Source organism: Cysteiniphilum sp. 19S12-1 (assembly GCF_052030685.1).
In the GTDB taxonomy this organism is placed as follows: Bacteria; Pseudomonadota; Gammaproteobacteria; order Francisellales; family Francisellaceae; genus Caedibacter.
The window spans coordinates 14,681-31,987 of record NZ_JBQAJM010000009.1 but is presented as its reverse complement, the minus strand read 5'-3'; the positions used below and the strand labels follow the sequence as shown (position 1 = coordinate 31,987).

Sequence of the window (17,307 nt, the reverse complement as noted above, 5' to 3'; positions counted from 1 at the left end):
ATTTTTATTATTGATAGTATCTATGATTTATGGAAAATTCATAGAAGAATATAGCCGATTTTGTGTGAACATGTTTTTGATATTTTGACATATGACGTAAAGAAAAAGTATCTTCATATTTATAAATTGGATGTTATCCGTATTTTTTATTTGCATGTTTTACAGATACGGATATAGTAAATTACTAAGCTGATGATTTATACAATATAAAACAAAATGGATTTTACACTTTTCTTACTTTTTGGTTTCCTTTTGGCGCTACCATTGTATATACAACCGAATAAATGGTGGCGATTAATCCAGTCGATATACTGGTTATTGACTTTTTTATGGTCACTAAAAATTATCGAACCTTTTAGCTTTCACAGTATGCACTGGTCAAAGCTTCTTGATATATCATTTAGTTGGCATTGTGATGGATTAAGCAATGTTTTTGTTATGCTCATTAGCGGGATCGGTATTTGCGTTTTTTTATATGCTGCAAATTACATGCAGTCAAATCGTTTTAAAAAAGCTAAATTATTATCACTGTTGCAAATCTTTGCCATCAGTATGTTAGCCATGGTTGTTACTGACGATATGATCGTACTATTTCTTGCTTGGGAGTTGACCACTATAAGCTCCTATCTGTTGATACAGTTTAATACAACAGATGCAAGTGCTAATCAAGCAGCATTCAATGCCATGTTTATTTCAGTGTTAGGTGGACTCGTGATGCTTGCAGGTTTCATTCTCTTGTATCAGAAAACAGGCAATTGGTCACTACAAAATGCCGTTTATCTCAATAATAGAGGCTCGCTGTTAAGTGTCTTTATATTAATCATGCTCGGTGTGGTGACAAAATCAGCTCAATTTCCTTTTCATTTCTGGCTGCCACAAGCAATGAAAGCACCAACACCAGTAAGTGCTTATTTGCATTCAGCAACAATGGTCAATGCAGGTATTTATCTGTTAGCACGCTTTCACCCTTTGTTTAGTTCCTTTGATTATTGGTATCCTGTATTAGCTTTTTTTGGTATGAGCACCATGACTTTAGCGGCAATACTAAGTCTATTTCAAAAAGATTTAAAAGCTATTTTAGCCTATACAACTCTTTTTGCGTTAGGTTCTATGGTTTATCTTTTGGCAAGTCCTAAATGGCAAGCTATTGAAGCATTTATCATTTTTTTGATTTTTCATGGCGTATACAAGGCATCGGCTTTTATGCTAGTTGGTGCCATTGATAAGCGTTATCACACACGTGATATTTATAGTTTAAGAGGCATTGCAAAAAACTGGATATTGGGCGCATTGGTCGCTATTATCTGTTTTTCAGCGATGTCAGGCCTACCACCATTTTTCGGCTTTGTTGTTAAAGAAATGATTTATGAGGCGAAATTAGCTTCAGGCTCAGTATCTTATCTGCTTATGTTTTTAAGTATACTCAGTAGTATGTTGATTGCGGCAACGAGTTTTAAATGCCTATTTTATTTATTCAAAGGGCGCTCAAACGTATACCCAGATAACGCAAATGCAACAGGTATTGGTTATGCCTTGGTGTTGAGTTTGTTTATTGTCGCGCTCAGTGGCTTGGGCTATTATTTAGATCATGTTATAGCCAATGCCATCGACAGTATCGTTGGTAATCGTTTTGCCTTGGAACCCATATATTCACAGATGGCAACGTTATTGACTTTAATGACAGTGGTTGGCGGAATGGTTATTTTTATTTTGGTCAAAGCACTCAAAGATCATCTACCACAACTACGCTTTCATATTAATTTCAATCAATTATTTGAATATCTTTTTGAGCGGTTTCTTTACCTTGGACGCATTATTACTTATTTAACCCAAAGACAACCATTATCACAGCAATTAGTGATCATACTTTCAAGCTTGATCCTGTGGTTGCTTATTGCTTTTTGGGTGATATTCAAACCTTTAAGCACGAGTATCATTGGATCATTTAGTATTGGTATTAATGATACCGTTAGTTTATTGTTAATTGCTATTGTGGTAAGTTTTCTTGTAAGTCGCAAAATAGTGATCAATATGATTGGCTTTGCTTTACTAGGATTTGCAATTAGTGCGTTTTTTGTATTGCAAGGAGCGCCTGATCTAGCAATGACACAATTATTGGTTGAGATATTAAGTACCATTATTTTAGCAATCGCCCTGCGTAAATCGACGTTACCGACACTCAAAACGACAAGTAGAAGCAAAATAATTAATGCTACAATTGCAATTATTTTTGGTGCGATGATTACAGCGATGTTATTGATAGTAACCAATATGCCAATGAATACAAAGCTGAGTGATTTCTTTATCGAGAACAGTTCTATTGCTGCTTATGGGCGCAATGTCGTTAATGTTATTTTGGTTGATTTCAGAGCATTTGATACCTTTGGTGAGGTGATTGTTATTTTAGGCACAGCTTTGGCTGTTTATCCCATTATCACTATGAAATCATTGTGTAAAAAGGAAAAAAATGTGTGATGTCTATTTTACTTAAAACAACGACACGATTGCTTACACAGATTATGTTGCTTCTTTCTGTACTTCTGGTCTTAAGAGGGCATAATTATCCTGGAGGCGGCTTTATTGGTGCTCTTTGTGCCAGTTTGGCGATCACGCTATATGCATTAGCGCATGAGATCAGTGTCGATGGTCTTAGGCATTGGACAAGTAAATTAATGACTTTAGGATTGTTTTTTTTGCTGTTAAGTATTTGTTTGCCACTATTTTTTGGTAAACCCATGCTCACTGGATTATGGTTAACTTGGTCGGTGTTCGGCAGTGAGATTAAATTAGGTTCTCCATTGATCTTTGATTTGGGTGTTTATTTTACAATTACAGGCAGCTTATCATGGTTAATTATTAACTTAGAGGGGAAAGAAATATGATTGTTTTTGCCTGTGGTGTACTGATTAGCATAAGTATCTATTTATTGTTGGACAGAAATATTATTCGGCGTGTATTTGGCATCATTCTTTTAGGTAGCACGATCAATATTATTATTTTGATTTGTGGCAGACTTGGTAATACAATGCCTGCTTTTATTATCGACAAGCAGCATGCTCTGTCAAACCCTTTAACGCAGGCACTTGTTTTAACGGCTATTGTCATTGGTTTTGGCTTGTTAGCATTTTTATGCGCATTAATAAAGTCAATTATGGACAAGCAAGATGATTGAGTATCTTACTTCAAGTGTTATTGTCATTCCGTTATTTGGCGCTTTTATTCATCTTATGATTGCCAAAGCACATACTCGCTTTAGCAATCGATTACAACTTTGCTTAGTATTCTTATGGCTGGTTGTTAGTGTATTGCTACTCTTGCAATTAAAACAGTCAATTTTCATAAGACTAGGTGATTGGGCGCCACCTTTTGGGATTACGATCGTTGTTGATAAACTCAGTAGCTTTATGCTTGCTATATTTGCTGTGGTCGCTTTTTGCATCAACTTTTATAGTTACTCGGATAAAGACATATTAAGTGCTAAACGCCCAATATTTTATGCGGGATTTTGGCTGTTATTATTAGGGATATCCGGTGCGTTGTTGACGCGTGATATCTTCAACCTGTATGTGTGGTTTGAAGTGATTTTAGTTAGTTCCTTGATCTTATTAAGCACTACGCGCCATCCTAAACTTCATGCCCTGTTTAATTATGCGATGATGAATATTGTTGGAACTTTGTTGATGTTATTATCTATTGCTTTGATTTATGGGCTGAATGGGGCGTTAAGCTATGATGAAATTTCTCATTATTTAACACAAGATACATCACGCATACTGCCGATACTTTGTTTGTTTATCTTTTCCCTTGGCGTCAAGGGGGCTCTATTTCCTTTGTATTTTTGGCTACCGAGATCCTATCCAAAAACCAGTGTTAGTTCAACAATGTTATTATCTTCCTTGGTGACAAAGGTAGTTATGATCATTCTATTAAGATTCGTTTGGCTATGGCCAATATTGCAGCACAAATTCTTTTTAAATAGTCTGCTTTGTGTTGCTTTAGCAACCATGTTTTTTGGTGTGATTGGGGCAGCTAGTCAATTTCGATTTAAGGATATCTTAGCCTTTCATATTATTAGTCAAATTGGTTACATTGTATTGGCAATTGTATTACCTTTTCCTATGGCGGTGATTGCTGCAATTTACTTCATTGTGCACAATATACTGGTAAAAACAATTTTGTTCATGATTGCAGGAATTATTCAGCAGCACATTGGCACAGATGACTTCAAGAAGCTAGGAAGTATGCTTAAACATCACAAATGGCTGGCATTTGTTTTTTTCATTGCCGCAATGTCGTTAGCTGGCTTCCCACCACTATCTGGTTTTTGGGCTAAGTTTATTTTGTTGAAAGTTGCGATTATTCACGGTTTTTATATCAGTGCGGCGATTGCCATAATTGTTAGTTTGTTAACGCTGTATTCAATGATCAAAATATGGCGTTATGTTTTTTCACAAACACCAAAATTGCCACAGTCTAAGCCACAAAAAGTCATTCCTTTCTCATTGAGTTTGAATCTGGCTATTTTGCCATTGTTTGTGATCATGCTTATCATTGGACTTTTTCCAGATAGCCTGTTGCAATTGTTAACACCAATCGCCTCGCAACTAACACATATTCAACCGCTTGATCTTTACAGGTAGAGAATGATGATGAGAAATGATACCTTGATGATTATTTTTTTGACATTTATTTGGTGTGGGTTTAGTAATAACTTCATGCCTTTGAATATCTTATTAGGTTTTGTTGTTGCTTTGATATGCCATTTTGTCATTCCAAAGCATGATGACATAAGTTATCAAATTCGCTTATGGGCATTATTATTACTGCTATTTTTTTGTATAAAAGAGCTGTTTAAATCAAGCATTATAGTCGCTTGGGATGTTATCACACCTAAGAAATATCATACGCCTATTATCATAGATATTGATTTAGATTGTCAGCTAGATATTGAGGTTACGCTGTTGGCAAATCTAATTTCATTAACACCAGGGACTTTATCAATTGATATTACTAAGAATAAGCATCAATTGAAGCTTCATGTGATGTTTGGTCAACAGCCTGAAGAGGTAAGAAAGTTTATAAAGCAACAACTGGAACCAAAAGTTATGAAGGTGTTTAGATATGCAGTTACTGATTAATACTTTAAACGCGATCAGTGTAATATTTTTAGCGATAGCTTTTATTCTCGTCTTAGCGACTGTGTTAAAGGATCGTTGTGTTTTTGTTAAGCTCATATGTCTGGAAATGCTAGTTAACCTATTTATAGGCGGTGTTGGTTTGTGGGCTTTGAAAATAGATTTTTATTTGTTGCTTGATATTTGTATTGCTCTGTCCTTAATCATGTTTTTAAGCACTGTCGCTTATTGTCAATTACTTACAAACAAGAGGGTATAATGAATATGTTAGCATTGATTGGCGGCCTAAGTATATTTTTAGGCGCATTATTTATTGTAATTGCAGCCATTGGCTTGTATCGTTTTCAAGACCTTTATTTAAAGATGCATGCTGCAACTAAGGCAGGCACTTTAGGAAGTGGTTTGGTTTTGTTGGGTGTAGCACTCTATGCAAGAGATATGCATATTATCACTGAAGTGATCCTATTAATTTTGTTCATTGGGATTACCAACCCTATTAGCGGACATATAATTGCTAAGACTTACTTATATTTGAATAAGAAGCAGGATACGTGAGAGTTTTTTTCAATATTATGTACTTATATCTATAACTTCAAGCGTCAACCACCCACCGGAAATTAACTGGCTCACTTTTTCATTTTGTGCAACCGTATTTTGTATTATTGATTTGTTACCATAAATAACCACTAATAACTTCCTGGGCTCATGGATAAATTGCTGTTGATAGCTAATACTTTGTTGTGGTAAACCAATTTTTAAATCGCTCAGGTTACCTTCCATGACACCAATGCCAGGTATGACATTATGAATGGCTTTATTACCAGCACCAAATTGTTGTTGGTTGACGGTAGAAAAATAATATTGGCTATTAATCCAATGGGCAACAATTACTGGAGCAGCAATAATCCCAGTCAATATCTCTCCTGTTGGGTCATTTTCTGGCTCATAAGAATGTAGAAAAGTGCGTCTTTCAAGATTAGCATGTTTACTTAATTTTCTTGGACCAATAATAAGCGCATAATTATTGGCAAGACCTGTTTCTGGAATAAGGTCAGCCCAGTCACTTTCTTTGCGTAACATGTCAGCATTTTCTTGATAAATCAGACCTCGTGATTTCTCAATTCTTAATTGTTGAGATGCAGCTTTAGCAACTTCTATTGTTTGGTCACTCGGTTGATCATTTAAAAAGGTAATATTGTCATAGGTGGTAAAATGACAAGCAGCAAAGAATTTTGTGTTATCAGGAATCACAATGCCATTTTCTGCTAATTTTTTACGAACTGCTTTTTTATTTAGCAATTCAACGGCAATAATGGCATTAGGTATACCAGAATTACCGCCGCAAGCACCACAATCTAAAGCAGCAGCATAAGGGTTATTATCGCTAACAGATTGATGGCTACAGATAATGACTTCACTTGCAAAATCATCTGTTAATCCAATGGTTTTTAAGAAACCTAGTGCAGAGTTAGCTGCTACAGCGTCATCAATTTGTGAAACATCATATAATTGATGCGCATATCTTGCTTTAGAGGTGTGAATAAATGTCTTTTTCAACAGTTTAAAAAGCTTGAAAATACCCATTATCTCAAATAAGGCAAAAGGAGAGCTTAAATGATTTTTACTGTCATTAATGGCTTTGTTGGTTAAGTCTTTAGTTGAAATTGCTAAAGACTTATTTCTCCTTTTAACTGCGATAACCTCTGATGGGTCAAGTATTGCAGGTGATTGGTAACGGCTGTTATTACCCTCTTTAAATTTAAAAGCAAAACCAAAAAAACCTGCAAAACCAAAGGTTTGGTGATTTGAAAGTGATTCTATATGGCGTCTTATTCCTTCAGAGCGGGTATCAATACAGAACACCCATTGGGCGCTGGGTGGAGAATCTGTGATTTTCTCATTAATAGTCTTATCTTTGAGCTTTTGTAGTAATTGATTATGTAGATTATATTCATAGGCACTTTGCCAAATGCTTAATATTGGTAATTCCTCATGTGAAGTCATTTCAGTTTGCTTATACACACTTTTATTGCTCTTAAAAATAATCCACTCGTAACTTACCCACATTAACAGAATTGAATCAAGTGAAGTTGTGGTGTTTAGCCAAGGATTATCTGGGCGAGAGCGAACCCATTTTATGAGACTACTCCATCCATATTGCTGAAAAAATATTTCTTTAAAATATGTCGTCAATTGTGACTCAGGTACGCCTATGTCAGTTAACATTTCTTCAATCAGTTCAAATGTATTAACGCTGGCATTAAAAATTTGCCCCAAGGTTTTGTGCTCATTTATAACATATCCCTTCCAGAAACTTTCTAAGCTTTGTTGATTCGTTTTACTAATGTTGTTTTGAGCAAGTCTACCAAAATACTGTAAAAGCCAATGGTTACATTGTTCCTGAACCCAAGTAAGCGGTTGATAATAGTTAAATGATTCAACCTGTTGAGCATATAATCTAAGGTTGATATTGTTTTCTGCTATTTCGTTAAATAAGCTTTGTTTCAGCTGCTCATCTTCGATGGTTTTATGCAAACCGTGAAATTTTAATGATTTGTTAAGATTAGCATCATTAATTTCACCTGATGCATACTTTTCAAGATAAAAATTGTGTGGCATAGTTGCTGAGCGGTCATTGATTTGTTTTATCACAGTGGCAAATGGTTTATCTGTCATATCCCATAAAGGATTTACTGTAATAAACGCCTGTAGTGGCCAATAGGTAGAAACGTATTTAGATGCCTCAAAAATTGCGTTTTTAATCGTATTTTGCATAGTTAATTGCCTTAAATATTACTGAATATTGAGAGGATAAAGTTCGGGAAAAATCCACTAAACACATTTAATAAAATAACGGTCCAACATAGTATGTGTGTGATGAGTTTTGGTTGTGGACTATGATTTGTTACCGCATTGCGATCAAATATATACAGCTGTAAACAATGCAATATACTGATACTCAGTAGAATAACACCTAGAGCGAAGATAAATCCTAACATTGGATTCATAATAATTAACCCGTTTAATATGTATATTTCAGTAATAAAAGTTGCTGTTCCTGGGACGCCAAGCATGAGTATGAGTAATATCCCTATATATAATTTATGCCAACTTAGTTTGTTTAAGTTAGCCTTAACCGATTTACGGTGTGACGCCATTTTAGCTAAAGCAAAAGTCATTAACATTAAAGGCAATATATTTATCAAATGGTATAATGCAACTTTTTGTATAGCAATACTATCAGTAAAAAGGGCTAAGCCAATAAATGTCAATTCAAATATACCTAGCCAGTAAAAAATACAAGGCAATGTGTTTGCTCTGTTTGCCGAAATCGATGTAAGTATTAAAATTAACGCGAATACGCCAGTGACCATCAGATTAACAATCTGTGTTTGATTTTGACCTGTTGATGAAAAAAATAACCCTGAAGCAAATATTAACACACTAATAATAAGTATTGCATGTGCGTAACTTGTGTTATTAGTTGATAGCTTGCGTCTGGTAAAATAATCCCCAAGTCGGCGAATAATCTGTAATACTGACCCTCTATATAGTTCTTCAATGTAAAGTTTGCGCATAAATAATTGTTCTATCAGCTGATTGTTGCTTGTAGGTGATTTGATGGATGGAATAAACCAACTTGAAATTTGTAGGCATACTGCTATAAATACTACATTCACTTGAAATATTTGAAAATAACTATTTGAACTTTCAAGGTTAGGAATTAGAAAGTTCAAAGAACTAATGATTATTGTATAAATTATTAGTGTGATAAGCACAAAGCCAGATGATAAAAAAATGGATCTAGCCGAGTGTTTGGCACTGAATATTTTATAGTTGAGTTGTAACAGCGTGATAAATATAAAACCCCAAATAACAAATGGAAAGTCAATCGTAAATAGTTTTAGAATACTATAGGCAACATATAGATATACTGTCGATAAAATGATGCTTACTATTGGTCTGCATGAGGTGTTTTCCTTCTCAGGTTCTTCGCTCAATTTGAGTGTACTGCCTGCATTTAGAAATAAACTGGCTTTAAAAAAGCCGTGAGCAATTAAATGATAGACTGCTGATAAAAATGCACCTGTTCCACATTGTAAAATCATATAGCCCATTTGAGACATGGTCGAATATGCTAGTTTTTTCTTAGTATCGTATTGGGAAAATGCAAACAAACTTCCTAAAATTGCCGTAATTAATCCGATAGTGAAAACAAATAGTAATAAGCTAGTATTTTCAAGATACATTGGCGCTAGACATGCAAGTAGATATCCACCTGCATTAATGACTCCTGCATGCATTAAAGCAGAAACCGGTGTTGGTGCTTCCATTGTATCGGGCAACCAAATATGAAATGGGAATTGTGCAGACTTGGTCATAATTGCAATAAAAACTAAGAATCCGATAAGTGCATTATTGCTTTGGTTCAATATGACATCAAAACTAGATGTACCGTAAAGTTGGTAGCACAATACAACAGCAGTTAAAAAAGACAGATCACCAACACGATTAATAACGAATTTTTTCTTGGCTGAGCGGTTTGCGAAGACATCGTAATGGTAATGGTTTAGGGTAATGTAAAGCGACAGTCCAATAAACTGCCAGCCGATAAAAGCGGTGAATAAGTTATTAGCAAGCACAAGAATACTGACACTGAGGGTAATTAATCCAAGTTGACCTAAAAATCGTGCTCTGGTTAAATCACTTTCAAGATAACGCACAGCATATTGATAGATGATCAAGCTAATTAAAGTGACGACAGAAAGCATTAAAGCAGCTAAAGTGTCTAGTTTGAATGAGATTTCTAGTTGTAGCGATGCATATTTAAGAACATTAATTGTTGTTGCGCCGAGCGATATTACTGGGCTAATGAGTAAAAAAAGTGAAATAATAAATACAGCTAGTAAAATGAGCCTACTAAGTGAAAAAAATTTTTTTTGATCACCTTTGGCACTAAAGCTCAAAATGCTTGACACTGCGATAAGAGTTAATAATAAGATATTCATATTTTTAGACCTGTTTTTTTAGAAAATTTAGTTGCTTGAACATACTTGAGAGCAGTTAATATATCTTTAGGTCACAAAGAGAGAACCAATAATAAGGAGCAAGCTGTTAGCGTATTTTGTTATAATTAGAGTTAAATTGATTGCTCTGGAGTCTGAAATGATACTATTATTCACAAGATCGCCTATTGTTAAATTTAAGTAGGATTATAAAACACAATATTCATTTGTAAAATTCTAAATTTTTATGTAAAACATAATAAAAAAATGATGGTTAATTATGAAGATATCAGTTCACCAATTAGTAGTATTCAAAAAAATCGTTGAAAAATCAGGTATTACTGCTGCAGCAAAAGCACTCCATATGACTCAACCAGCGGTATCAAATATTTTGAAAGCACTTGAAAATTATTATGGTTGTAAGTTAATTGAGTTAATTGGTAAGAAAGTGTTCATAACACCTTCTGGTCAAAAACTTTATGATTCTGCAACACAAATACAAGAAACATTAGTCAATACAGAAACTGAAATTAAAAATATTAATGGGCAAATCAGTGGCAAACTAAAAGTCTCTGCCGTATCGACAGCAAAGTACTTCATCCCTAGATTGTTAGGTGCGTTCAAAAAAAATCACACTGAAAATTTTGACATTGAACTCAAAGTTTGTAATCGAAAGGAAATAATAGAAAGACTCAATGAAAATTTAGATGACTTTGTTATCATGAGTCAACCTCCTAAAGACAAGGGATTGTTAATCAAGGATTTTTTTGAAGATCAATTGGTTGTTGCTGTGTCGTCTAAAAGTGATTTGTTAAAGAAACAAAATTGGTGCTTGGATGAGTTAGCGAGTCAGAACTGGGTGATACGTGAAGAAGGTTCAGGTACAAGAATAGTAATGCAAAAGTTATTTGATGAAAATGAGATAAAACCGAATATTGTTATGGAAGTGGGGAATAATGAATCTATTAAGCAAATCATTATGGCTGATATGGGTATTTCCATTGTTTCTATGCAAAGTATAGAGTTTGAATTAGACCTGGGGTTGATTGAAACTTTATCTGTTAAAGGGTTCCCATTATTTCACGAATGGTATTGGGTAGCACATAAGCCTAAAGTTCAATCGTTACTGATGACAGAATTTCTAGCATTTGCTCACACACATTCTAATGATGCCCATTACTACAATTGGCAAAAATAAATTGCGAATCCAATACCAAGGGCAGAAAATAATTGAAGTTACGCACTTTTATTAGTTCAAATGAAATAACTTATTATCTAGTGACAACCTGATTCTTTACTATTAACCGTTACAGCACATCCTTTGCCACAGCCTTGGTTTAATTCTAATTCAAAGCGGAATTTTTGTGAAGAATATTTCATCGCAAGTACCAATAGAATCATATAAATAATAACTCCGATAATCCAACTCAGTGCATGAAGTGGCGTAGTTGCAAGTTGTGCTAATTGATAGACGATAACCGCTGCAACATAGGCAATTGAGGTGCTCCAAAGTACCGACATCCATGCCCAACCACGTGTTGCCTCACGTGCCATTGCACCAATGACAGAGGCGCAAGGAACATATAAAAGGACAAACAACATATACGCAAATGCTGCAGCTAATGAACCAAAAGCAACAACCATTGAGCCCATGGCAGTTTTATCCATATTGGCATCCGCCTCATTCGCAGCAAATGGGTTGATAAATGCGCTTAAGCTCATGTTTTTAAAGCCATCAACAGTATCATGCCAAGAAGCGGCAATTCCACCCCAAAAATCAAATTTCTCACTCGCAGCATCGGCTAAACTTTGTGGCTTTTCTTGTGTGTAAAGTGTATTTAAAGTCCCAACAACAACTTCTTTTGCTAATGTGCCAGTTAAAAGACCAACGGTTGCCTGCCAGTTGTCTTCAGTCACCCCCATTGGTTTCAATACTGGGGTAATCGTGCGCCCAGTTTGCGCCAGAATTGAATCCGGTGAGCCACCGGCAACGACAGTTCCATTGGTTTGGATACTATTTAAAGTCCCAACTAAAACACAAATTGGGACAATGACTTTACCTGCTCTAAAAATAAAGCGCTTTAAACGGCTCCAACTATTTAAGCCAATGGTTTTAAAGTTAGGTAAATGATAAACGGGTAACTCCATCACAAATGGCGCGCTTTTACCGGTCAATAATGCAAACTTAACGACATATCCGGTAATAATAGCACCTAAAATACCCGCAATATATAAACTAAACACGATCAGCGCACTATTTTGTGGAAAAAAGGCAGCAGCAAATACAGCAAAGATTGCTAAGCGCGCACCACAAGACATAAAAGGTGCCATCATGATCGTCATTAAGCGATCGCGACGAGTTTCCAATGTTCTTGTTGCCATGACCGATGGAACATTACAACCAAAGCCAACAATCAAGGGCACAAAGGCTTTGCCAGGCAGTCCAATCGCCTGCATAAAACGATCCATAACATAAGCAGCACGTGCCATATAGCCTGAGTCTTCCAAAAATGATAAGAATAAAAACATGCAGCCAATTTGTGGAATAAAGGTCAAAACGGTATTAATGCCTAAGCCAACACCTTGGGCAATCACAGCGACAAGCCATAGTGGCAAACCAAGATAAACGCCTAAATGTGTCATTCCTTCAACAAATATGACACTTGATGTGTTGTCAAACAAGGGTTGCAGCGCACCACCAATGGTGATTGAGAATTCAAACATTAGATACATGACAAATAAAAATACTGGTATGCCTAAGTACTTATTCATGCATACTTTATCAATCATTTCAGTTGTTTTATGCTGTGAAACTTGGCTTTTTTGTGTGCTTTTATTAACGATGTCAGCGATGGCTTGGTAACGTGCACTTGATAAGGTGATATCTGCAGTATGATCAAGATTTAGTTCGTTTTTTAATGCTTGTAAGCGGTTAAAATCAGTGGATGACAGCAATTGTTTAAGTAGATAATTATCTTCGGCAATTGAGCTGCTTAGCCATAAACTAGGATAACTATACTTAGCTTCAGTAATTTGGTTGGCAAGCTTATTAATTGCTTCAGGGTAGTAATGACTTAGATCATAACTTGAGGTGCTTTGAGGTTTGAATAATGCAGTTTTTAACTGACTGATGCCGACCTTTTTGCGTCCAATGACGGGGATAACGGTGCATCCCAAAGTTTGTTCAAGCTTATGATAATCAATAACAATACCTTTTTTGCTAGCAACATCGATCATGTTAATGACGAGAATCAACGGGATACCCGTTTCCATTAATTGTGTGGTTAGATATAAATTGCGCTCAAGATTTGAAGCATCAATGACATTGATAATTGCGTCAGGCTTATCCTCAACGATAAAGCGTGCGGCAATTTGCTCGTCAATAGATGACTCATCACTGGCGGTTAAGGTATAGATGCCCGGTAAATCAACAATTTCTAAGCGCTGATTATTGAAATCAACCTTGCCAACTTTTTTATCAACGGTCACGCCACTCCAGTTGCCAACTTTTTGTTTAAGACCCGTTAATGCATTAAAAAGTGTTGTTTTACCACAATTCGGATTCCCAATAATTGCATATTTCATAAGGCTTGTACCTGCATGTAAAGGATTTCTGATTTACGTAATGACACAGAGAAGTTTTTAATCGAAATGTGATAAGGGTTACCAAACAGTGCTTTCTTAGCGATATAAAAAGTCTCACCAGGAATAAAGCCTAATGACAAAAGCTTCTGCATGTAATTGCGTGGACAATTATCGTTAAACCCAAGGATTTTATAAGTTTGTTTTGTTTTGATATTCATAAGAGTAGGTATATCAATCAACGGATGCCTGATTATAAACAGGCGTTTTCTTTAAGTCAATGTAATTGAGAAGAGTTATCATTTTTGTTTGGCGATTTCAGCGACTCGTTTACCTAAGGCTTTTGCTAAGATAATCTCATCTTGCGACAATGGTTGATCAGAATTGATGCCATTGTAATGGCTTAAGCCATAAGGCGTGCCACCGGTTTGTGTGTTTTGTAGCGAGGGTTCACTGTAGGGGATACCAACGATTATCGCGCCATGGTGTAAAAGTGGTAGCATCATCGAAAGTAGAGTGGTTTCCTGACCGCCATGCAAGCTCGCTGTGGAGGTGAAAACAGCGGCTGGTTTGTTGATTAATGCGCCTTTAAACCATAAGTCACTGGTCGTATCGATAAAGTATTTAAGCGGTGCTGCCATATTACCAAAGCGGGTTGGGCTGCCCATGATAATACCTGAGCAGTTTACAAGATCTTCTTTAGTAACATATATGGCACCACTATCGGGAATGTCACTTTCGGTTTTTTCGCAATTGGCTGAGATATTTGGTACGGTTCTAACGATGGCTTCTAAGCCGCCAAGTTCGACGCCTTGCGCAATTTTCTCTGCCATTGCTTTTGTTGAACCGCCTTGACTATAATAAAGTATCAAGATGTTTTGCATAAAAAGGATCCTTATGACTAAGTTAACACAAAACTATAGTAAGCGATTTAGCCGTTTCTGGGTATCGGTGTTTAGGGAATATTTGCAACAAAACTGTTTAACGAAAGCATCAAGCTTAGCGTTGACTAGTCTTTTTGCTTTAGTGCCACTTCTTATGGTGTCAATCTCAATCTTAAGCATGTTGCCTGCATTTAAAAGTATCCAAGGTGAGTTTCAACAGTTTATTTTGCACAATATGCTGCCAAGTTCAGGCGAAGCTGTAAATGAGTATTTAAAGCTCTTTATGAAGAATCGTGCAGGATTACCGATTACGGCGGTTGTTGTACTTTTTTTCATTAGCATTATGATGATGCGCGCGCTTGAGAAAGTGCTCAATGATATCTGGCAGGTCAAAAAAGAGCGACCCTTATCACAGGCTTTTTTATTATATTGGGCGGTATTAAGCTTGGGACCTTTGCTCGTTGGGGCAAGCTTAGGCTTGAGCTCTTATTTATTATCATGGCATTGGTTGAATGAGGGTTTTAGTCAATTGATAAGCTTCTTACAGATTTTACCTTTTATTTTTAACCTTATTGCTTTTACGTTTATTTACCAAGTCGTGCCATATACACGTGTCAAATTCAAGCATGCGCTATTGGGTGGCTTAATGATGGCAATCGTGTTTGATTTAGCAAAAAAAGTGTTTGCATGGTATGCGCTAAACTTACCAACCTATGAAATGCTTTATGGTACATTAGCGATTATTCCATTGTTTATTTTGTGGATTGCAATTTCATGGCAGCTGTTTTTATTAGGTGCTATCGTCGTGCGGATGTTAAGTGTGCCACCGGCGTTACGCGTGACGCAAAAAACACCACAATTTAGCTTAGCGATTGATGTGTTGCGTCTTTTGTATATCAAACAAAAAAGCAAATGTGCGGTTGATAAAGAGATGTGCGCTAAACATTTGCCGCATGCTGACTTGAAAGTGTTGGATTCGCTTCTTGTCACATTAGTAAAGCATCAATATGTTAGCATTACTCAAGAACAAAAATACGTTTTAAGTTGTGATTTATCACAAGAAAGGCTAAATGATTTTTATCAAAATATGCATTGTTTTTTGTCACTTCAAGATGATCGCAATCAGGCGTTAAATAGCTTAAGAAAAACCATTTATCAGCAAATGGATGAACCTTTGATTGATTTTATTTTGAATGAGCACTGACATCCAACGGCAAAGTGATTACACTGTATCAATTGATAGTAAGGAATAAAAAAACTCATGGCAAAAACTTTTCTTTTTTATGATTTGGAAACAACAGGCATTAATAAATGTTTTGATCAAATCATTCAATTTGCAGCAGTGCGCACAGATGAGGCGCTAAATGAAATTGAGCGTTATGAGTTTTTAATCAAATTAAACCCCGATACGATCCCAAACCCTGAGGCATCAATTACCCATCATATCTCGATTGAACAAGCCAATACGGGGTTGTTTGAATATGAAGCGATTAAAAAAATTTATGCCTTGTTCAACACGCCTGAAACAGTGAGCTTAGGCTATAATACGTTAAGTTTTGATGATGAGTTTTTGCGCTTTGCTTTTTTTAAGAACTTGTTTCCAGCGTATGATCATCAGTATAAAAATAATTGCTCACGCATGGATTTATATCCAATGGTTGCTTCCTTTTATTTATTTGCCAATGACGTACTTAGTTGGCCTATTAATGATGAGAATAAGGTGTCATTGAAGTTGGAAGATATCAATGCGCAAAATGGTCTTCATAGTGAAGGGCGCGCGCACGATGCATTAACCGATGTGCTTGTGACTTTAGCCTTAGCGCGTAAATTAAAGTCACATCAACCTAAGATGTGGGATTATTTAACTGCACGCTTTAATAAAACTGAAGATCAAAAGGTTTTGTCGCAATTGGATATTGGTCTACAGATTAATGGTGAGGATTATCAGCAAGCTTTAATGATTTCAGGGCGCTTTGGCTACAATGAGCGATTTATGTTACCAGTGCTTAATTTAGGGCAGCATTGGCATTATAAGAACCAATGGTGCTTTTTACGTCTTGATTATGCTGAACTAACGGAAGTGAGTATTGATAATTTATCAGAGCATTTCTTAACGGTGAATAAAAAATGGGGCGATTTGCCGATAGTGTTACCTGCGAAAAAGCGCTTTTTAGCGCATTTATCAGCAGAGCGTATCGCATTGATTAAACGCAATAAAGCGTTCTTAATGCAAAACCCAAGCTTATTTATAGACATTAAAGAATCAGCGTTGGACTTTAAATATCCAGAGGTTGAAAACATTGATGTTGATGCCTCACTTTATACGGCAGGATTTATGAATTATGCTGAGCAGGCATTGTGTGAGCATTTTCACCAAAAAGGCGTTGTTGACAAAGTTAAGTTAATGCGTGAGATGAATCGTGGTCTGTATGAGCGTGCATTGCGTGTTATCGGTAGAATGGAACCAGATATATTGACAACTGAGATGCAGGGTGAGTTTCAGGCGTATTTGGAGAAAATTGCCAGCTTTGAAACTGAAAATATGCCGGTTGACTTTAAAGGCGGGCGCAAAGTCTCAATCCCTGAAGTTTATGAACGTATTCAAAAACTGCGTGAAAGTGAGCTTACTGAAGAGCAATTATACTTACTTGATGAGTTAGAGGCATATTTGTCATTATAAAAAACAATAATGTAGGGGCG

Annotated in this window: 15 protein-coding genes; 10 read left to right on the top strand and 5 right to left on the bottom strand. The window is 36.0% G+C overall.

What is annotated here, in order from left to right:
• The first annotated feature begins 369 nt into the window (after window positions 1–369).
• From mbhE to mnhG, 7 genes are read left to right on the top strand one after another with little or no spacing between them, the layout of a single operon-like run.
• Window positions 370–2,475 carry a hydrogen gas-evolving membrane-bound hydrogenase subunit E gene (mbhE, locus tag ACTS4L_RS04380; protein ID WP_440615548.1) on the top strand — a complete coding sequence of 702 codons (2,106 nt, stop codon included), beginning with the start codon at window positions 370–372 and terminating at the stop codon, window positions 2,473–2,475.
• Window positions 2,475–2,882 (top strand): MnhB domain-containing protein, encoded by a 408-nt coding sequence (locus ACTS4L_RS04375; protein WP_440615547.1) that lies wholly within the window; start codon window positions 2,475–2,477, stop codon window positions 2,880–2,882. Before mbhE ends, ACTS4L_RS04375 begins: the two co-directional genes overlap by 1 nt.
• Window positions 2,879–3,172 (top strand): NADH-quinone oxidoreductase subunit K, encoded by a 294-nt coding sequence (locus ACTS4L_RS04370; RefSeq protein WP_440615546.1) that lies wholly within the window; start codon window positions 2,879–2,881, stop codon window positions 3,170–3,172. The genes ACTS4L_RS04375 and ACTS4L_RS04370 overlap by 4 nt, the downstream gene beginning before the upstream one ends.
• Window positions 3,165–4,640, top strand: coding sequence for a complex I subunit 5 family protein (locus ACTS4L_RS04365; RefSeq protein WP_440615545.1), 1,476 nt, complete (start codon window positions 3,165–3,167; stop codon window positions 4,638–4,640). The genes ACTS4L_RS04370 and ACTS4L_RS04365 overlap by 8 nt, the downstream gene beginning before the upstream one ends.
• A gap of 6 nt (window positions 4,641–4,646) precedes the next feature.
• The gene (locus ACTS4L_RS04360; RefSeq protein WP_440615544.1) at window positions 4,647–5,138 is read left to right on the top strand and encodes a Na+/H+ antiporter subunit E; all 492 of its coding nucleotides are present in this window, start codon (window positions 4,647–4,649) and stop codon (window positions 5,136–5,138) included.
• Window positions 5,122–5,394: a monovalent cation/H+ antiporter complex subunit F gene (locus tag ACTS4L_RS04355; RefSeq protein WP_440615543.1), complete on the top strand. Its 273-nt coding sequence runs from the start codon at window positions 5,122–5,124 to the stop codon at window positions 5,392–5,394. Before ACTS4L_RS04360 ends, ACTS4L_RS04355 begins: the two co-directional genes overlap by 17 nt.
• Window positions 5,394–5,690, top strand: coding sequence for a monovalent cation/H(+) antiporter subunit G (gene mnhG, locus ACTS4L_RS04350; protein ID WP_440615542.1), 297 nt, complete (start codon window positions 5,394–5,396; stop codon window positions 5,688–5,690). The genes ACTS4L_RS04355 and mnhG overlap by 1 nt, the downstream gene beginning before the upstream one ends.
• A 15-nt stretch (window positions 5,691–5,705) precedes the next feature.
• Here mnhG and ACTS4L_RS04345 read toward each other — a convergent pair whose 3' ends face one another.
• Both ACTS4L_RS04345 and ACTS4L_RS04340 read right to left on the bottom strand, forming a co-directional pair.
• Window positions 5,706–7,910, bottom strand: a complete 2,205-nt coding sequence (locus ACTS4L_RS04345; RefSeq protein WP_440615541.1) for a putative inorganic carbon transporter subunit DabA — start codon at window positions 7,908–7,910, stop codon at window positions 5,706–5,708.
• An 11-nt stretch (window positions 7,911–7,921) separates the two neighbouring features.
• Complete coding sequence (locus ACTS4L_RS04340; RefSeq protein WP_440615540.1) at window positions 7,922–10,144, bottom strand: NADH-quinone oxidoreductase subunit 5 family protein; 2,223 nt, start codon at window positions 10,142–10,144, stop codon at window positions 7,922–7,924.
• A 277-nt stretch (window positions 10,145–10,421) separates the two neighbouring features.
• Here ACTS4L_RS04340 and ACTS4L_RS04335 point away from each other — a divergent pair, with 277 nt between their 5' ends.
• Window positions 10,422–11,339 (top strand): LysR family transcriptional regulator, encoded by a 918-nt coding sequence (locus ACTS4L_RS04335; RefSeq protein WP_440651743.1) that lies wholly within the window; start codon window positions 10,422–10,424, stop codon window positions 11,337–11,339.
• A 77-nt stretch (window positions 11,340–11,416) separates the two neighbouring features.
• Here ACTS4L_RS04335 and feoB read toward each other — a convergent pair whose 3' ends face one another.
• The 3 genes from feoB to wrbA form a co-directional block, all read right to left on the bottom strand.
• Window positions 11,417–13,726 carry a Fe(2+) transporter permease subunit FeoB gene (gene feoB, locus ACTS4L_RS04330; protein ID WP_440615538.1) on the bottom strand — a complete coding sequence of 770 codons (2,310 nt, stop codon included), beginning with the start codon at window positions 13,724–13,726 and terminating at the stop codon, window positions 11,417–11,419.
• Complete coding sequence (locus ACTS4L_RS04325) at window positions 13,723–13,944, bottom strand: FeoA domain-containing protein (RefSeq protein ID WP_192484387.1); 222 nt, start codon at window positions 13,942–13,944, stop codon at window positions 13,723–13,725. The genes feoB and ACTS4L_RS04325 overlap by 4 nt, the downstream gene beginning before the upstream one ends.
• Window positions 13,945–14,022: 78 nt before the next feature.
• The gene (gene wrbA / locus ACTS4L_RS04320; RefSeq protein WP_440615537.1) at window positions 14,023–14,607 is read right to left on the bottom strand and encodes an NAD(P)H:quinone oxidoreductase; all 585 of its coding nucleotides are present in this window, start codon (window positions 14,605–14,607) and stop codon (window positions 14,023–14,025) included.
• A 13-nt stretch (window positions 14,608–14,620) separates the two neighbouring features.
• Here wrbA and ACTS4L_RS04315 point away from each other — a divergent pair, with 13 nt between their 5' ends.
• Complete coding sequence (locus ACTS4L_RS04315) at window positions 14,621–15,811, top strand: YihY family inner membrane protein (protein WP_440615536.1); 1,191 nt, start codon at window positions 14,621–14,623, stop codon at window positions 15,809–15,811.
• Window positions 15,812–15,868: 57 nt separating this feature from the next.
• The gene (locus ACTS4L_RS04310) at window positions 15,869–17,287 is read left to right on the top strand and encodes an exonuclease domain-containing protein (protein ID WP_440615535.1); all 1,419 of its coding nucleotides are present in this window, start codon (window positions 15,869–15,871) and stop codon (window positions 17,285–17,287) included.
• Window positions 17,288–17,307: the final 20 nt, after the last annotated feature.